Origin of the sequence: Clostridium sp. MT-14 (genome assembly GCF_042436595.1) — a bacterium.
Taxonomy (GTDB): Bacteria; Bacillota; Clostridia; order Clostridiales; family Clostridiaceae; genus Clostridium_B; species Clostridium_B aromativorans.
Genome location: NZ_JBHMIY010000020.1, coordinates 1 through 16,661 on the forward strand (window position 1 = coordinate 1; position 16,661 = coordinate 16,661).

The window sequence follows — 16,661 nt, forward strand, 5'->3', positions numbered from 1 at the left end:
AAATTCAGGTCCTCCGCTGGCACATTTGGTAAAATACAGCCCTGTAAGGACAGAGGCGATCCATCAAACATGAGCGACGTAAAGCCCGTCCTCAATGCACCCACCACAACATCATAATCAACTCCATGATCCAAGTGGCAGACAACTGGTACGCTTGATCTTTTTGCCAATGATCCAACAATTGAAAAAATACCGTTCATACCAGCATATTTTATTGCTCCTTGACTCATCTGAATTATAACCGGTGCCTTTTCTGCCTCGGCTGCCATAACAATAGCTTGTGCCACTTCCATATTATTTGCATTAAATGCACCAACTGCGTAGTGATTTTTAAGTGCATGAATTAACAACGCTTTACTACTAACTAATGGCAATTTCATCAATCCTTTCCGTAATCAACGTTTTAAATAAAATAATCTCTTATAGTATTGAATTCTTCATAGGTAATACCAGCTTCTCCTATACACCTTGGGTTTTTTACATTTTTCTTCCCGTCATCATGATAATCCGAACCACCTGTAAAAAATTTTACCCTGTCTCCATAATGTTCTTTTATATAGTTTTCTATTTCCTTATTACTAAAGCTGCCCTTATAGCTGGTTTTGGAATAGGTATAACAAGCTTCAATTCCGTCAAGCCCATGTTCTATCAATTGATTTATGTAATTCTCTCTTGTAAGAGTTTTCCCATCAGGATATTTAACTACATCATCAATTAAAAATGGATGGGCTAATACAACCGTCCCCCCGCAATTTTTAATAAGATCAATTGCGTCAAAAGGATTTATTTTTTTTCTTCTCACATTTAATTTGGGATTATCACGTACCATTATTTTTGCATCTTTCCAGCTAGGTGCATATCCCGTTTTAGCAATGAACTCAAATATATGTTTTCTCTGCACATCCTCCGGTTTTCTGTATCTTACATTATCCTCTTCATCCGTATACCGCAATATGGAATTTTCATAATCCACATGAATTCCATTTTCAGTTAACACATCACATAATTTTCTATAAGCATCCACCTTGCTCTCTCTTTCCCTTCTAACCTCATCTTCTACCAATTTATTACTCCAATCAAGCTTATAGCCTAAAATATGCACATCATCCACATAAGTATCACAGGAAAATTCATATCCCAAAACCAATTCAATGCCCTTATCAAATGCATATTTTTTAATTGGTATTTCCTCATTTCCCACTTTAACTACAGATGGAGGCTGTATATCATGATCGGTTATTGCAATAACTTTCATACCAATTTTAGCTGCATTATCTATCAGTTCCCTGGGAGTGTCATTTCCATCAGATCTAACTGTATGACAATGTAAATCGCAATCATATCTTGACATATTCCAACCTTCCTTTTTACTAAATAATTGATTTTAACATAACCTCTAGACAGATTTACGGCATCTACTATCTATGTCGTTTATCTTTTTAACTTTGGGTATGGAGCGCCCACCCTGAAATTCAGATTCAAGCCAGACATCAACTAGTTTTTTAGCCAACTCCGGCCCAATCACCACAGCACCCATGGTCATTATCTGTGCATTATTGCTCTTCCTGGACCTTTCTGCTGAATAAATATCATGGCACTGGGCTGCCCTCACTCCAGGCACCTTATTTGCTGCAATAGCCATTCCTATACCTGTACCACATATCAAAATTCCCCTTTCAAATTCATTATTTGCTATTCTCTTAGCAACGGCCAGCGCCACATCAGGATAGTCTACCGGCTTTTTATCATATACTCCTACATCAACTACTTCTATACCTTTTGACTCAATATGTGTCTTTACAATTTCTTTTAGATCATATCCAAGATTATCTGCTCCGATTATAATTTTCATGATATCAAACACCCCTTTTCATATAAATAAATTATCTATGATTTTCAATAAACGACCTGATACCAGATGCAATTCCATCTGTATCTAACATAAATTTCTTTTTAAGCATTTCATCGGTTCCAGCAGTTCCAAAGCTGTCTTTTACACCAAGCCTTAAAAGTGTTGTATCTCTGGTGTTTTCTGAGAGCAGCTCTGCAACAGCACTTCCCAGTCCACCTACAATATTGTGATCTTCCACTGTAACAACTGTCTTTATTTTTGATACAAAATTCAGAATGAGTTCATCATCCAATGGCCTTATAGACGCCATATCAATCAATGCAGCATTAATACCATTTTGCCGCAATAAATCCACGGCTTTTAAGGAATCGTATACTGCACCGCCGGATGAGATTACAACTGCATCTTTACCTTTTCGCAATACATTTCCTCTCCCAATTTGAAAGTCCTGAATTCTATCATAGACTAAGTTCTCTTTCTTTCTGCCCCTTAAACGTAAATACACCGGCCCCTTGTATTCAAACGCGGCCCTTGTTGCGGCAAATGCCTCATTATAGTCCGCAGGATCTATTATCACAACATTTGGAATTGATCTTATGGAAGCCACATCCTCCAATGCCATATGTGTATAGCCAAGCCATTCTGAAGAAAAACCTGTATCCGTGCCAACAATTTTGACATTCAAATTTTGTCCAGCAATATCCACTCTAATTTGCTCACAAGCTCTAAAGGTTAGAAAGTTTGCATAGGAAGTAACTACAGGAATTTTACCAGCCAATGCCAGCCCAGCAGCTATACCTATCATTGACTGTTCAGCTATACCCACATTAAAGCTTCTTTCCCTGTACAAATTTACGAAGCTTCCATATCGAGATTGTGAATCTGCAGCTACAGTTACTATTTTTCTATTACCTTCTCCTACACTCAGGAGTCCATCTATAAAAGCATCTCTTGTGGATTTTTTATTTTCAGTCATCATTCAAGTGCCTCCAATCCCAAATTATCTTTTAGGCTCTCATATTGTTCTCTTGTCAGAACTTTGTGATGCCATTCTATTTTATTCTCTGCAATTTCCAGTCCTTTTCCCTTAATTGTATGAGCTATTACAGCAGTAGGTCTTCCAGTCTCATAAGGTGCACTATTTAATGAAGTCAGTAATTCCCCTATATTGTGGCCATTTACATTTTTAGTAGACCATCCAAAAGCTCTCCACTTATCCTCTAATGGCTCTAGTTGACTTATATTTTCAGTAAAATCCCCCAGTTGCAAACTATTTCTGTCCACTATAACAACCAAATTATCCAGTTTATGTTTTGCAGCAATCATTGCAGCTTCCCAGTTAGTTCCCTCTTCAAGCTCTCCATCACCTGTTAAAACAAATACCCTGCACTTTCTATCATCCATTTTTGCCGCCAATGCCATACCGATGGCCAATGGAATGCCATGACCTAATGATCCCGTATTGGCTTCAACCCCCGGTAATTTTATCTCAGGATGCCCAGGCAACATGGTATCGCATTTGCTGGCAAAATCTCTTAATAGATCACGTTTATAATATCCTACCTGAGATAATATTGAATATAATGCTAAACAGCCATGCCCTTTGCTTAAAATAAAACTATCTCTATCAGGCCACTGAGGATTATCAGGTCTGTAGTTCATAATACCTTTGTATAAAGTCGCTATAATATCCGCACTAGAAAGCGCTGGCGCTAGATGTCCAAAATTTGCTCTAGTGCTCATACAAATACAATCCTTTCTGATTTGTTCTGCTGTTTTCCTAATTTCATCTCTATTAATATCCACCAATTTAAATACACCCTCCAAACTTTCCTATATAACAGAAGCACCTTTACTTGAATTTTTTATTATAGAAACAAAAGATTCCAGATCATCTACTGCACTTGAAAATTGCTTATAAGTTGTAAAAGTAGGCTCTATATTTTTAAATTCATCTGGGGCAATTGTTTCTTCACCGTATCCTCTGCTAAAATAAGGTATTTTCAGCAGTTCCTCTATAATCTCTTCTGGTACCTGCTCCTCTACACCGCTTTTCAACGGTCTATCAATATACAGAAGCATTAAATTCTGTATCAAATTTGGGTTCATTGTAAATATCATGTTTTCACCAGCTAATTTTTCTATATGCCATATCTGTTTAACTCCGTCAATCTCAGGACCTACTCTCATAGAGCAAATCAACAATTTACTTGGATACTTATTCTCAGTTAAAATTCTGCAGGCCTTTTTAGCTATTGCAATACCAGCCCACCTCTTCATTTTTTCAGTAAGTTTAACCCCTCTTTCTGAAGCCTCATCCTCAAAAGTATGTGCATCCTCAAATCTCCCTATCATCAATGTTATTACTGAACGCCAATTTGAATAGTCAGTTCCAAATTTTTCGCCCAATTCCCTGCCTGATTTAACTGCCTTTGCAACTGCCATAATTTGCGGCAGCGTAAAGGACAAAGTTGCATTTGTAGGAATGCCAAGAAGTGTCAATATAAATATTGTCAAGACGCCCTCCTCAGTTGCTGGAACTTTTACCATAATGTTAGCCTGCAATTGTTTTAATCCAAGTCCCTCCTTGACCATTTTAAACGGATTAATATAATCTTGAGGATTTACTTGAGCTGACACAAAACCATATTTATGTGAAGATTGCTCATATAAATTCAAATAACGTGCGGCACCTCTTTTGCAAGCTTCCATATAAACTTTCCAGGTAATTTCATTCATATTAAGTTTAGGATTATAGTGTATGATGTTCCTAATAATCGGAGCCCATTTATCACCTAATAGATCAAATACCGCCTTTGTAAGGGAAGGATTTGTGGTAACGCCTTTGAATACCCATTTTTCAGAATCCGTATTACTATCCCACAGCTTCTTTAATTGTGATTTCACAATATCCCTTAAATTATCCGGAGTGGATTTTAAAAATTTCTCACACCATGTTTCATAGATAAGAGGATTTGAATCCCACCAAAGCTCCATATCTTGGCTCGTCAAATTCAATCGTTCCATAGCACTGCTCTTATAAATATTTTGGTTCATATACCATCGCTCCCATAAGATATTTTTACATCCTTAAGCTTACGCAAAATTTATGCCAAATAAAAAAAAGACCTATAAATGCCTTTAGGTCATAATTTTAAATTTCAAATATTATATTAATCAATGTAAATTTACATTAAGCAATGCATGGCTACATTAAAAATTCATTTTGCTGCGGACTCATATTTTTTTATTTTTCTTACAATCGTAGACTGATCTACATCCAACACTTTAGCTGCTTTATAGGTGCTTCCGTTCTCATCAATAGCCCTTTTTATAAGCTGGTACTCCACTAATGCAGAAGCTTTCCTAAGAGGCATAAGTTTCGAAATATGTATTTCATCTGATAGGTTACTATCTTCATTCGTAGTCGTCAGTTCCCCAGGCAGATCACTGCATCTAATCTGGTTATCTTCTGAAATTATTACAGTACGCTCAATTACATTTTCCAGCTCTCTCACATTTCCCGGCCATCTATATTTCATAAAAACTTCTATAACCTCATTTGTAAGCTGTTTTGAATAGCCATATTTTTTATTATATACATCCAAAAAATGATATGCAAGTACGGATATGTCTTCTACTCTATCTCTCAAAGGAGGTATCGTTATTGGAATTACATTTAGCCTGTAATATAAATCCTGCCTGAACTTCCCGTCTTCAACCAATTTTTTTAGATCTCTATTGGTAGCCGCTATTATTCTCACATCAACTTTTCTAGGTTTAATACCACCCACTCTGATAAATTCCTTCTCCTGCAGCACTCTCAGAAGCTTTACTTGTAGGATAAAAGGTATTTCACCAATTTCATCGAGAAACAGAGTTCCCTTGTCGGCAATCTCAAAAAGCCCCGGCTTTCCTTCAGAACGTGCCCCAGTAAAAGCACCCTTTTCATACCCAAATAACTCAGTTTCCAGTAAGTTCTCTGGAATCGCCCCGCAATTTAATTTAACAAAAGGTCTCCCATTTCTGTTACTGATATTATGAACATATTTGCATATTACTTCCTTGCCAACTCCGGTTTCTCCATATATAATAAGGGTGGAATCCACTACTGCGACTTTTTTTATCACTTCTATAACTTTTTCCATTTCCTTGCTTCTATATATAATGTTGTGATCTTGAGTCTGTTCAATTCTCAAAGCTGCCAGTTCCTGCTCATACCTCTGTAAAAGATCTTTAGTCTTATACAGATCACTTTTTAGCATCTCTTCATTCGTTATGTCCTTTGATATGCTGACAACACGTTTAACATTATTATCTTTATCAAAAACAGGTGTAGCTACTACAAGAAGCTTTTTTCCTGATTTCGTTCTTTGTGTTAAGGTTATAGGCTTTTTCTCCTCTATAGCCATTCTTGTAGCAGATGGCAAATATATACGTTTTTTCTCTAATTCCCTTACATTCTTTCCAATAAGTTCTTTAGGTTTTACACCATAGATTTTCTCACAAGAAGAGCTTATTCTGACCTTAATACCGGATCCGTCAGTAATACAAACCAGATCATCCGAGCAAGTCATAAAAGCATTCAAATCCGTTTTTACACGGGTATAGTCTTCTAAAAGTATTTTATATTTATTTTCTATAAAATTTAGCAATTCACGATTGGTAATAATCCCGACCACATTATATTTATCATCTTTAACAATAATTACATCTTTAACATTCTGATTTACCTCTATTAAATCTTTATAATATAAATAACCAATAGTGTCAAATGGTACCCTATGCTTTTCACCTAGATAACAAAATATCTTTTTTACTTCATCTCTATTATCGTTTACAATCACATAATCATATGTTTCTTTATTTTGACTTAAGTTTTTTAATTTACCTTCTAATTTTATCAATAAAATACTAGTATTCATTATTCTAGAGACATTTATTTTCATCCACCCAGTGCCCCCTTTTAATATAAAATGAAATCAACTCAACCGATCAAAACTCTCTAATTTCCATTTACGAATATAAAAAATATAACTAAAAACTAAAATTTTCAGTTACATAAAATAAATCATAATTTATTTTATACAATCTACGTAAATTACCTATATTCCCATATTTCTAATCTTCTTTATGAGAAATAAGATTTTTTATCTCCTCCATAAAAGTATTTATATCTTTAAATTGTCTATATACAGATGCAAATCTCACGTAGGATACTTCATCAACTTTCTTTAAACTCTCCATTATCATTTCCCCTATTTCAGAAGAGCTTATCTCTGTAAGCATTTTATTATTTATCCCTTTCTCCACTTCGTCTGCTATACCTTCAATTTGTTTCCTTGAAACAGGTCGTTTTTGACATGCTTTTATAAGCCCATTCAATATTTTATTTCTGTCAAAATACTCCCTGCTCATATCCTTCTTTATGACTAATAGAGGCACATTTTCAATCTTTTCATAGGTGGTATATCTTTTACCACAATTTGAACATTCTCTTCTTCTTCTTATGGCCATATCATCATCTGTAGATCTAGAGTCCACTACTTTACTTTCCCCATATCCACAATAAGGGCATTTCAATTTAATTCACGTCCTTTATATAACTATACTATAACAATAATTATACACTTTTTTTCTAAATATTCTACAATTTCTTTTTAATTATTATATCACGATGATATTTTACCTAAATAATGAAGAATTTTTAAACCTTATCTGACAATTTTCCCCCATCTATTAAAATCACATCCACCCCTATTTTTTTTATATCTTTCCATGGAACTTCTATATCTTCATTTTTGCTGAACAACGACATCTTAGAAGTCTGAGAAGGTAAAATAATTGACATTATCCTGTGCTCATCACAGTTTATTTTCAAATCCTTTATAAAACCCAGTTTTGTACCAGTATTTGCATCTATAATTTCCATATCTTTCAAATTAACTAAGGAAAATAGATCTCCTTCCATATCCATATATGTACACCCCTCCATCCATTTTTTGCAAAACCATTGCATTTTAAATCTCATATATAATTTCTCATGTGTCTCAATGCAGTTTTTTCCAATCTAGATACTTGAGCCTGGGATATTCCTATTTCATCTGCCACCTCCATTTGAGTTCTTCCATCAAAAAATCTTAAATTGAGAATCAATTTTTCCCTGTCATTAAGCTTTTTCATAGCTTCTTTTATAGCTATGTTTTCAAGCCAATTTTCATCTACATTTTTTGTATCACTTATTTGATCCATTACATAAATGGCATCCCCACCATCATGGTATATGGGTTCAAACAGTGAAACTGGATCTTGAATTGCATCCAGTGCAAATACCACTTCTTCTCTAGGTATTTGCAATTCTTTAGCTATTTGGGATATAGTTGGCTCCTTGTTGTTCTCTCTTATCAACCTATCTCTAACCTGAAGTGCCCTGTATGCAATATCCCTAAGTGATCTGCTCACCCTTATGGAATTGTTATCCCTCAAGTATCTTCGTATCTCACCTATAATCATAGGAACTGCATAGGTTGAGAATTTAACATTTTGACTTAAATCAAAGTTATCAATAGCCTTCATAAGTCCTATACATCCTACCTGAAATAAATCATCCACGTTTTCTCCCCTATTGTTAAATCTCTGTATTACACTTAACACCAATCTCAAATTGCCTTTTATAAATTTTTCTCTAGCCTTATCGTCCCCCTGCTGCATTTTTATCAAAAGTTCTTTCATTTCCTTTCCCTTTAGAACCGGCAATTTTGATGTATTCACGCCGCAAATTTCAACTTTATTAATCATCATGTAATCAGCCCCTTTAGAATATATAGCATTTTAAGTATTTACTAAGAGGCTCAATTTTATACTAAAGACAACCCTATAACATTTTATTTATTTCTTTTTTCAATCTCTTTATAATTCTCTTTTCAAGCCTAGAAATATAGGACTGGGATATTCCAAGCAAATCCGCCACTTCTCTTTGAGTTCTTTCTTTTTTACCATTTAATCCAAATCTTAAATTTACTATTTCTTTCTCCCGATCACTTAATTTTTTCATGGCAATAACTAAAAGCTGTTTATCCACTTCATCTTCTATAAAATTATAGACCACATCATTGTCAGTCCCTAAAATATCAGAGAGCAGCAGTTCATTTCCATCCCAATCTACATTTAAGGGTTCATAAAAAGAAATCTCTGCTTTTACCTTACTATTTCTTCTCAAGTACATGAGTATTTCATTTTCTATACACCGTGAAGCATAAGTAGCTAATTTTATTTTTTTTTCAGGATTAAAGGTATTTACTGCTTTTATAAGTCCTATGGCTCCAACAGACACTAAATCCTCCACATTAACCCCTGTATTTTCAAATTTCCTAGCTATGTAGACTACCAGTCTCAAATTTCTTTCTATAAGGGTGGACTTTACCTTTTCATTTCCAGATACCAACTTTGAAACCAATTCCTCTTCTTCTTTCTTACTCAGAGGCGGAGGTAATACATCATTGCCACCTATATAATATATATCTTTTATTATAAATTTGAATTTTATAAGTATTCTGTTCAATAACATTTTTAACTTAAGCATAATTATCCTCCACTATCAATTGTTTTTTAACTATTTATACAAGCGTGATCACTTTATATTACTCCCCTGGATAAAAGAGCATGATAATCACCAAGTTCACTTAATTTTTGCTGACAAATAGCAATTACAGCTTCTCTGTATTTAATTTCCCCTCCCAAATTTATTCTCACCGCATCTGCTTTAAATCCTTGGAGTTTTCCAATTTCACCATTTATGACCCTGTAAGGTATATAAAATTTAGAATCCTCTTCTAAGTTTATGTTCTTAAATACAGAACTTTCAACTATTATCACCGGTAAATTAGTTACGGGCTCTCTAAGCTCATTTCCAGTGTCAAGAAAAGCCCTGACAGTTTTACATTTATTTTTAAATACAATATCCACACTGTAAATCAATGTAGACAATCTATTCCTATCTTTGACATAGACTAATAATCTGTCAATAACCATATATAATATCATAAGCGAAGTAAAAAGCCATTGATATGAAAAATTAATTATAACAGGACCATCTACATAGGAATATTTGTTATATTGAATAAATATACATAACCCTGCCAACAGCATTGAATAGAGAATAAATACTGACACTATTTTTAAATTGGTAATAAACCCCTTATTTCCAAAGGAAATATAAATCAATGCAATTGAAACTATAATTTTAAAATAAAAGGCGGAGAAAAACTCCAAATTAGGATATATTAGTGTAATTGTATAGATGCTGCCTATAGATGCTGCTAAAAACATAAATTTAAATTTTATCTTTAATTTGAGAGTCCTACCCGTAATATACAACAGGAAAAAATCTACTATTAAATTTATTAAAATTAGCAAGTCTATGTATACGATCAAATAGACAATCACCTCCACCTTTGCTTCCTTTTATTTACTTTTATTATATACCTATGTATTTCAAAATTTTGTCATTTCTTAATCATTTCCAATATTTTTATCTTCTATAATATGTCATAAATTTTTCTTTTATTCCTCCAATGTTTTTTAATCTTAATTTTCATCTAAAAAAATCACAGCTGGCAATTAATTGCCAGCTGTGATTTTCTCATCTTTTCTGCCTTCTTAAAAAAGCAGGTATCTCCAAATTATCTTCATTGAACTTTTCATACTCTACAGAAGCAGCAGCTTCATTCTTACTGTCCCTTACACCTGTATCAGCTTTTAAAGAATTTTTATCTTTAACTTCGCCGCTCTTATCTGATTCAAATCCTGTTGCTATTACAGTAATTCTTATTTCATCCTTTATTTCTTCATCTATAACAGCCCCAAAAATTATGTTTGCATCAGGATCTGCAGCCTCTTGAACTATTTCAGCAGCCTCGTTTATCTCCAGTAGCCCAAGATCCTGGCCACCGGTTATATTTAGAAGTACTCCTGTAGCCCCCACTATTGAAGTTTCAAGGAGAGGACTCGATATGGCCTGTTTTGCAGCATCTTGAGCTCTGCTATCACCATTTCCCTTTCCTACACCCATATGGGCAAGACCTTTATCTATCATAATTGTCCTAACATCTGCAAAATCCAAATTTACAAGTCCAGGTATAGTGATCAAATCGGATATACCCTGTACACCTTGTCTTAAAACGTCATCTGCAAATTTAAAAGATTCCATCAAAGTGGTTTTTTTATCTACTATGGAAAGAAGTCTTTCATTTGGGATAGTAACCAGTGTATCCACTTTCTCCTTTAGGTTTTTTATTCCCATCTCTGCATGGAGCATTCTCTTTCTGCCTTCAAAGGGAAAAGGCTTAGTGACTACCCCTACCGTAAGTATTCCCATAGATTTAGCTAATTCTGCAATTATAGGCGCCGCTCCAGTGCCAGTTCCTCCACCCATGCCAGCTGTAATAAATACCATATCTGCTCCTTTTATAGCCTGGGATATTTCATCTTTATTTTCTTCCGCAGCCTTTTGCCCTATCTCTGGATTAGCTCCTGCTCCAAGTCCCTTAGTGAGTTTATCACCTATTTGTATTTTCTGTGATGCTTGTGAAAGCATCAACGCCTGTTTATCTGTATTTATAGCAATAAATTCAACATTTTTTAACCCTTCTTTTATCATTCTATTTACAGCATTGTTTCCTCCGCCGCCGCATCCTATTACTTTGATTTGAGCAAACTGCTGAACATCAACATCAAAATCTAACACAATACCTCTGCCTCCTTTTTTAAAAAAAATCTGTAAAAAAATCCTTTATCTTAGATATAAACCCATTGGTTCTATTTCCATTTTCCGTTTCTTCTTCATCTTCAATTATCTTTTTATAATCGGGTAAATTATCATTTTTAGATGAATCCACATCTACGGTATTTTTCAACTTCATAGAATTTGAAACGTCTTTTACTATTCCAACCGCCGTAGCATACAGTGGACTTGCTGCCCCTATGTATCTAGGTATCCCAATTCTTACAAGCTTTCCCAGAATATTTCTGCCAAATTCCTCTATGCCATTTATCAGCGCCATACCGCCACCTACTATAACTATTCCAGAAAGTTCATTGTAATATTCAGACGTACTTATTTCTTTATTTATTAATGAAAACAACTCCTCAACCCTAGCTTCTATAACTTGATTTAAAACATTACAGTCCACTTTTACTTTGTTATTATAATTGGCATTTACCTCTATTTTAAAATTATCCCTAAGAGAATCTGCTGCTACACTTCCATATTTTATTTTAAGTTTTTCTGCTTCTGAAACAGGGATTTTCAAGCAAACTGCAATATCATTGGTTATAATACTTCCACCTAAAGGTAAAGTACTTATACTTCTTAAATTTCCTCCTTTATAAATATAAATATTTATAGAATCTGAACCCGTATCTACAAGAGCTATACCCCTCTGAATTTCCTCTTCTTTCAAAACCACACTGGATATAGCTATAGGCTCAAATACCACTCCAAGTACCTTTATTCCAGCTTTGTTCACGCTTTTAAAAATATTATTTACTACAGTTGACTGGGCAAGTATTATTTGCGAATCCACTTCTAATCTTAATCCACACATGCCTATAGGATCTTTTATTTTATCATAACCATCAATTATATATTGTTGAGGTATTACCCCTATTATTTCTTTATCGTTGGGAATATTAATTATTTTAGATGCTTTTAACACTCTTTTCACATCATTTCTCTTTATTTCACGATCTTCCGAGGATACTGCAACTACTCCTTTATTCCAAACAAGCTCACTTATCCCCCCTGACAAGGATATATAAGCCCCAGTTACTTTTGTATCTACCATTCTTTCCAGTGAGCTTATACATTTCTTTATGGATTCCGATGTATTATCTATATCTACAACTATTCCTCTTTTTACACCACTACAATTTGAGGAAGTTATACCCATTATCTGTACTTCGGAATGTTTATCTATTTTTCCAGCAGCAGCACAGATATTGTAAGAGCCTATATCTATGCCCACTATATATTCGTTCATTAAAATATTTCCCTCCTTTGCATAAAGAGAACCATTAAAAATATATATTCAACAAAAAGTCTAATTTTCCTCTTATATTTTATCACATTTAAATAAAATCTCAAATGCAATTAAAGAATATTTATCTATTCTTTCTATAACATAAAATAAAAGGAAAAGACTTACAATCCTTTCCTTATCAAAATTTTTCCCTGTTTAATTAGCTTTTTCTAAATCTTTTATCTTTACACTCCGACTATGGACAGTGTGATTCCATTCCTTATTATTCTTGCCTATTATACCTAACAGTGAAATTGGGAACCAGGTAATTGCATATACCGGATAAAATATGTAGTATACAAATGTTTTAAAATTTAATTTTTTCTCCAAAATCAATATAAAAGGAGTGTAAATAAATTGTAACACCAAAAGTAATATCATCGCTACGGTCAACAAATTAAAATTAATAGAATATACAACTGTATTAAAACCAGATATCAAATCAAGTGCTTTCATAATCTGTTGAATTCCACCACTTATAGCTGAAAATCCTATGAGTACAGCTATTATAGGTTGAATACTGTAAAGAGCACAGTCCATCAACAAAAAGTTGCAGTTTCTTATTGATTTCTTTACAAGCTTAAAAAAATATCTACTTGATACATCCGTAAATCCCTGCATCCATCTTTTTCTTTGATTCCATGACTGCCAAAGTGTAAGAGGCTTTTCATCATACACTATAGCATCATGAGCCCATCCCACTTTATATCCATGTAATATTAATTTGCAGGTAAATTCTAAATCCTCCGTCAGGCATGTAGCTCCCCAGCCCAATTTCTTCAAAATATCAGTATCTACCACAAAACCCGTCCCGCCTAATTGGGCTGATAATCCCAAATTACTTCTGGCTAATTGAAACATCCTATTATTGGCCCAAAACGCTATGGAATAGCTTCCTGTAATCCACGTATCGCCAGGATTTTTACTGTCTAAATAGCCTTGAACAACTTTATATCCCTTACAGAGCTGTTTGTTCATTTCTTTCAAGAAGTTTTTGTGTACAATATTATCTGCATCAAATATAGCTATATCATCATATTTTTTTTCCATATTAAATATCTTATCAAACATCCATTCAAGTGCATAACCCTTGCCGCGCTTTCCTGTACTACTTCTCTCATACACAAAGGCACCTTTTTTTCTAGCTTTCAATGCAGTTTTATCCGTACAATTATCCGCAATCACAAAAATATCATACAATTTTTTAGGGTAATCCAACTCCTTTAAGCTTTCTATAATATCACCAATTACAATTTCTTCATTGTGGGCTGCTATAATCAGTGCAAAACTCCTTTTTGGTTTTATCTGTTCAGTGTCTCTTTTCCTCAGCAAGCCAAAAAACGATATGCACAAATAGTATATAGATACTATATAGACTGTGTAAGTTAAAATGCGAGAGGCATAATTAATTATTTCTTTAAAAATGCTCATCTTAATCCCCCTAATTTAAGGTTATTTTAGCACAACTAAAATTTAATTACTATAGTAATTTACAATAAACTCTAAAATAATATACAGTAAAAGAGATAGAATTTTCACTCTATCCCTTTTCATATCCTTCTATAAAGAAATTATTCTGGCAAGCATATTATTGTCAATAGCATAACCCATAGCAGAATCATAGGATATATATCCTTTTCTGTAGAGTTCTGCAAGTGACATATCCATAGTTCTCATTCCATATTTTACTCCCGTCTGCATTGAAGATTCTATCTGATTAGTTTTTCCTTCTCTTATCATGTTTTTAATAGCCGTGGTAGCAATCATGATTTCAATTGCCGCTATTCTATCTTTACCATCCAGCTTAGGTATAAGCTGTTGGCATATTATACCCTTCAGTACAGCTGCCAGCTGTATCTTTACCTGCTGCTGCTGATAAGGTGGAAATACATCCACAATTCTGTCTATAGTCTTAGCAGTGCCTATGGTATGTAAAGTTGAAAATACTAAATGTCCAGTTTCAGCTGCAGCGAGAGTAGTAGATATGGTTTCAAGATCTCTCATCTCCCCCACTAAAATCACATCTGGATCTTCCCTAAGCACTGATTTTAATGCATTGGCATAACTTAGGGAATCTTTACCTATTTCTCTTTGACTTATTATGGACTTGTTATGCTTATGTAAATATTCTATTGGATCTTCAAGAGTGATTATATGTGCAGCTCTATTGGAATTGATCTCATTTATCATAGCTGCCAATGTAGTGCTTTTTCCGGACCCTGTAGATCCCGTCACTAAAATTAACCCCTTCTTGCAATCTAAAAGTTTTTTTACCTCAGGTGGAAATTTAAGTTCATTCAAAGTAGGTATTTTTAAACCTATGACTCTTATTGCAATGGCACAACTACCTCTCTGCTTAAACAGATTTACTCTAAATCTTCCAAGACCCGATATGGAAAAAGATATATCAATCTCACCAGTCTTATTGTATCTCTCATAGTCTTCACCTAATATTTCCTTGGAAAACCTTTCAGTGTCCGCCGGCTGTAGTTTTTCCTTTCCCAATTTCTTAAGTTCGCCATTCACCCTTACTACAGGAGGTGCCCCAACTGTCAGATGCAAATCTGATGCATTTTTTTCAATAGTTTGTTTTAATAGTTCTTTTAGGACTACCATTTTAAGTTCCCCTTTCTAAAGCATTTATCCCGAGAACGTTACTACTTTTTTAAATAATATTTACCATTTAAATTAATTAAAAAATTATTATCAATTTAAAGCGAGAATAAATATTTTATGCAAATCCTTCCCTACCTATATTCGTCATCTATTATTTAACTTTTATATATATTTTTATTTTAATAAAAATTATTTACTGAATTTACAGGCTGAATCATATATTTAAAATTAAAATAATCTAAAAATGCCATAAATTCCATGTGCATACTATTACATATTTATTAAATTTCTTATAGTTCAAAATACAACGATAACATATACCATGGAATTTATTAAAAATTTACAAGTTCAATATAAAAATCATTTTGTCCAATAATTTAATTCCTTGTATAATTTTTTTAACGCTTTTTTTTCGATTCTAGATACATAAGATCTGGATATGCCAAGTATTTTTGCTATTTCTCTTTGAGTTCTGGGCTTCCCCTCTAAAAGCCCATATCTCATTTCCACAACACTCTTTTCTCTTTGAGACAAACATGTATTTATCTTAGAATATAATTTTTTCACCTGTATTTTCTGTTCTACAATTTCAATTATAGAATTTTCATCGCTGCTAAGCACATCCATCAAAGATATTTCATTTCCCTCTTTATCCACACCTATTGGATCTTGTAAATACACTTCATTTCTAATTTTCTTATTATTTCTTATAAGCATCAATATTTCGTTTTCTATACATTTTGCCGCATATGTTGCTAACCTAGTCCCCTTGGATGCATCAAAAGAATCTATCGCCTTGATCAATCCTACAGTTCCAATAGAGATTAAGTCATCTACTTCTTTTCCCGGATAAGAATACTTCTTTACAATATGTGCTACCAACCTCAAATTTCTCTCCACTAAAATGCTTTTAGCAAGTAGATCCCCTTCTTTTAACTTTCTTAAATAATATGCTTCTTCATCATCACTTAGAGGTTGTGGAAATGAATTATTATTTGTAACATAAGCCGTCATAAATACTACATTCCCAATAATATCTAATAAGTAATTTGTTATAAACACCAGCTGCTCCTCCTAATAGTGCTTATTAATATACTATGAGCAGCTTTTTCAAA

Annotated in this window: 17 protein-coding genes; all 17 read right to left on the reverse strand. The window is 33.6% G+C overall.

Annotated elements, in window-relative coordinates; genetic code table 11:
• On the reverse strand, positions 1–374 hold a 374-nt coding region (locus tag ACFHWD_RS13340), incomplete at its 3' end, for a class II fructose-bisphosphate aldolase (RefSeq protein ID WP_378062282.1).
• 29 nt (positions 375–403) lie between these two features.
• The gene (locus ACFHWD_RS13345; protein ID WP_179977224.1) at positions 404–1,351 is read right to left on the reverse strand and encodes a PHP domain-containing protein; all 948 of its coding nucleotides are present in this window, start codon (positions 1,349–1,351) and stop codon (positions 404–406) included.
• Between the two features lie 45 nt (positions 1,352–1,396).
• Positions 1,397–1,852, reverse strand: coding sequence for a ribose 5-phosphate isomerase B (gene rpiB / locus ACFHWD_RS13350; RefSeq protein WP_179977223.1), 456 nt, complete (start codon positions 1,850–1,852; stop codon positions 1,397–1,399).
• Between the two features lie 31 nt (positions 1,853–1,883).
• Positions 1,884–2,831 (reverse strand): transketolase family protein, encoded by a 948-nt coding sequence (locus ACFHWD_RS13355; protein ID WP_229981666.1) that lies wholly within the window; start codon positions 2,829–2,831, stop codon positions 1,884–1,886.
• On the reverse strand, positions 2,828–3,658 hold the full coding sequence (locus ACFHWD_RS13360; protein ID WP_236035267.1) for a transketolase: 831 nt from the start codon (positions 3,656–3,658) through the stop codon (positions 2,828–2,830). Before ACFHWD_RS13360 ends, ACFHWD_RS13355 begins: the two co-directional genes overlap by 4 nt.
• Positions 3,659–3,685: 27 nt before the next feature.
• Positions 3,686–4,909 carry a transaldolase family protein gene (locus ACFHWD_RS13365; protein WP_378062285.1) on the reverse strand — a complete coding sequence of 408 codons (1,224 nt, stop codon included), beginning with the start codon at positions 4,907–4,909 and terminating at the stop codon, positions 3,686–3,688.
• Between the two features lie 164 nt (positions 4,910–5,073).
• On the reverse strand, positions 5,074–6,801 hold the full coding sequence (locus tag ACFHWD_RS13370; RefSeq protein ID WP_150357853.1) for a sigma-54-dependent Fis family transcriptional regulator: 1,728 nt from the start codon (positions 6,799–6,801) through the stop codon (positions 5,074–5,076).
• Between the two features lie 172 nt (positions 6,802–6,973).
• Positions 6,974–7,435 (reverse strand): transcriptional regulator NrdR, encoded by a 462-nt coding sequence (gene nrdR / locus ACFHWD_RS13375; RefSeq protein ID WP_150357854.1) that lies wholly within the window; start codon positions 7,433–7,435, stop codon positions 6,974–6,976.
• Positions 7,436–7,559: 124 nt separating this feature from the next.
• Positions 7,560–7,823, reverse strand: a complete 264-nt coding sequence (locus ACFHWD_RS13380; RefSeq protein ID WP_179978272.1) for a YlmC/YmxH family sporulation protein — start codon at positions 7,821–7,823, stop codon at positions 7,560–7,562.
• Positions 7,824–7,879: 56 nt separating this feature from the next.
• Positions 7,880–8,653 carry an RNA polymerase sporulation sigma factor SigG gene (sigG, locus tag ACFHWD_RS13385; protein WP_150357856.1) on the reverse strand — a complete coding sequence of 258 codons (774 nt, stop codon included), beginning with the start codon at positions 8,651–8,653 and terminating at the stop codon, positions 7,880–7,882.
• A gap of 73 nt (positions 8,654–8,726) precedes the next feature.
• Positions 8,727–9,434, reverse strand: a complete 708-nt coding sequence (sigE, locus tag ACFHWD_RS13390) for an RNA polymerase sporulation sigma factor SigE (protein ID WP_150357857.1) — start codon at positions 9,432–9,434, stop codon at positions 8,727–8,729.
• A 53-nt stretch (positions 9,435–9,487) separates the two neighbouring features.
• The gene (gene spoIIGA, locus ACFHWD_RS13395; RefSeq protein WP_179977220.1) at positions 9,488–10,285 is read right to left on the reverse strand and encodes a sigma-E processing peptidase SpoIIGA; all 798 of its coding nucleotides are present in this window, start codon (positions 10,283–10,285) and stop codon (positions 9,488–9,490) included.
• A gap of 208 nt (positions 10,286–10,493) precedes the next feature.
• Positions 10,494–11,597, reverse strand: coding sequence for a cell division protein FtsZ (ftsZ, locus tag ACFHWD_RS13400; protein ID WP_150357859.1), 1,104 nt, complete (start codon positions 11,595–11,597; stop codon positions 10,494–10,496).
• Between the two features lie 19 nt (positions 11,598–11,616).
• Positions 11,617–12,891 carry a cell division protein FtsA gene (gene ftsA, locus ACFHWD_RS13405; RefSeq protein WP_378062289.1) on the reverse strand — a complete coding sequence of 425 codons (1,275 nt, stop codon included), beginning with the start codon at positions 12,889–12,891 and terminating at the stop codon, positions 11,617–11,619.
• Positions 12,892–13,086: 195 nt separating this feature from the next.
• Positions 13,087–14,361: a glycosyltransferase family 2 protein gene (locus ACFHWD_RS13410; protein ID WP_378062291.1), complete on the reverse strand. Its 1,275-nt coding sequence runs from the start codon at positions 14,359–14,361 to the stop codon at positions 13,087–13,089.
• Between the two features lie 129 nt (positions 14,362–14,490).
• Positions 14,491–15,546: a type IV pilus twitching motility protein PilT gene (locus ACFHWD_RS13415; RefSeq protein WP_378062293.1), complete on the reverse strand. Its 1,056-nt coding sequence runs from the start codon at positions 15,544–15,546 to the stop codon at positions 14,491–14,493.
• Positions 15,547–15,906: 360 nt separating this feature from the next.
• On the reverse strand, positions 15,907–16,608 hold the full coding sequence (gene sigK, locus ACFHWD_RS13420; RefSeq protein ID WP_150358234.1) for an RNA polymerase sporulation sigma factor SigK: 702 nt from the start codon (positions 16,606–16,608) through the stop codon (positions 15,907–15,909).
• Between the last annotated feature and the right edge of the window lie 53 nt (positions 16,609–16,661).

Bases quoted from the DNA above. Each gene is read 5' to 3' on its own strand.
- ACFHWD_RS13345 (WP_179977224.1), bottom strand. From the start codon at position 1,351: ATGTCAAGATATGATTGCGATTTACATTGTCATACAGTTAGATCTGAT.
- rpiB (WP_179977223.1), bottom strand. From the start codon at position 1,852: ATGAAAATTATAATCGGAGCAGATAATCTTGGATATGATCTAAAAGAA.
- ACFHWD_RS13355 (WP_229981666.1), bottom strand. From the start codon at position 2,831: ATGATGACTGAAAATAAAAAATCCACAAGAGATGCTTTTATAGATGGA.
- ACFHWD_RS13365 (WP_378062285.1), bottom strand. From the start codon at position 4,909: ATGAACCAAAATATTTATAAGAGCAGTGCTATGGAACGATTGAATTTG.
- ACFHWD_RS13370 (WP_150357853.1), bottom strand. From the start codon at position 6,801: ATGAAAATAAATGTCTCTAGAATAATGAATACTAGTATTTTATTGATA.
- ACFHWD_RS13380 (WP_179978272.1), bottom strand. From the start codon at position 7,823: ATGGAAGGAGATCTATTTTCCTTAGTTAATTTGAAAGATATGGAAATT.
- sigG (WP_150357856.1), bottom strand. From the start codon at position 8,653: ATGATGATTAATAAAGTTGAAATTTGCGGCGTGAATACATCAAAATTG.
- sigE (WP_150357857.1), bottom strand. From the start codon at position 9,434: ATGCTTAAGTTAAAAATGTTATTGAACAGAATACTTATAAAATTCAAA.
- ftsA (WP_378062289.1), bottom strand. From the start codon at position 12,891: ATGAACGAATATATAGTGGGCATAGATATAGGCTCTTACAATATCTGT.
- ACFHWD_RS13410 (WP_378062291.1), bottom strand. From the start codon at position 14,361: ATGAGCATTTTTAAAGAAATAATTAATTATGCCTCTCGCATTTTAACT.
- ACFHWD_RS13415 (WP_378062293.1), bottom strand. From the start codon at position 15,546: ATGGTAGTCCTAAAAGAACTATTAAAACAAACTATTGAAAAAAATGCA.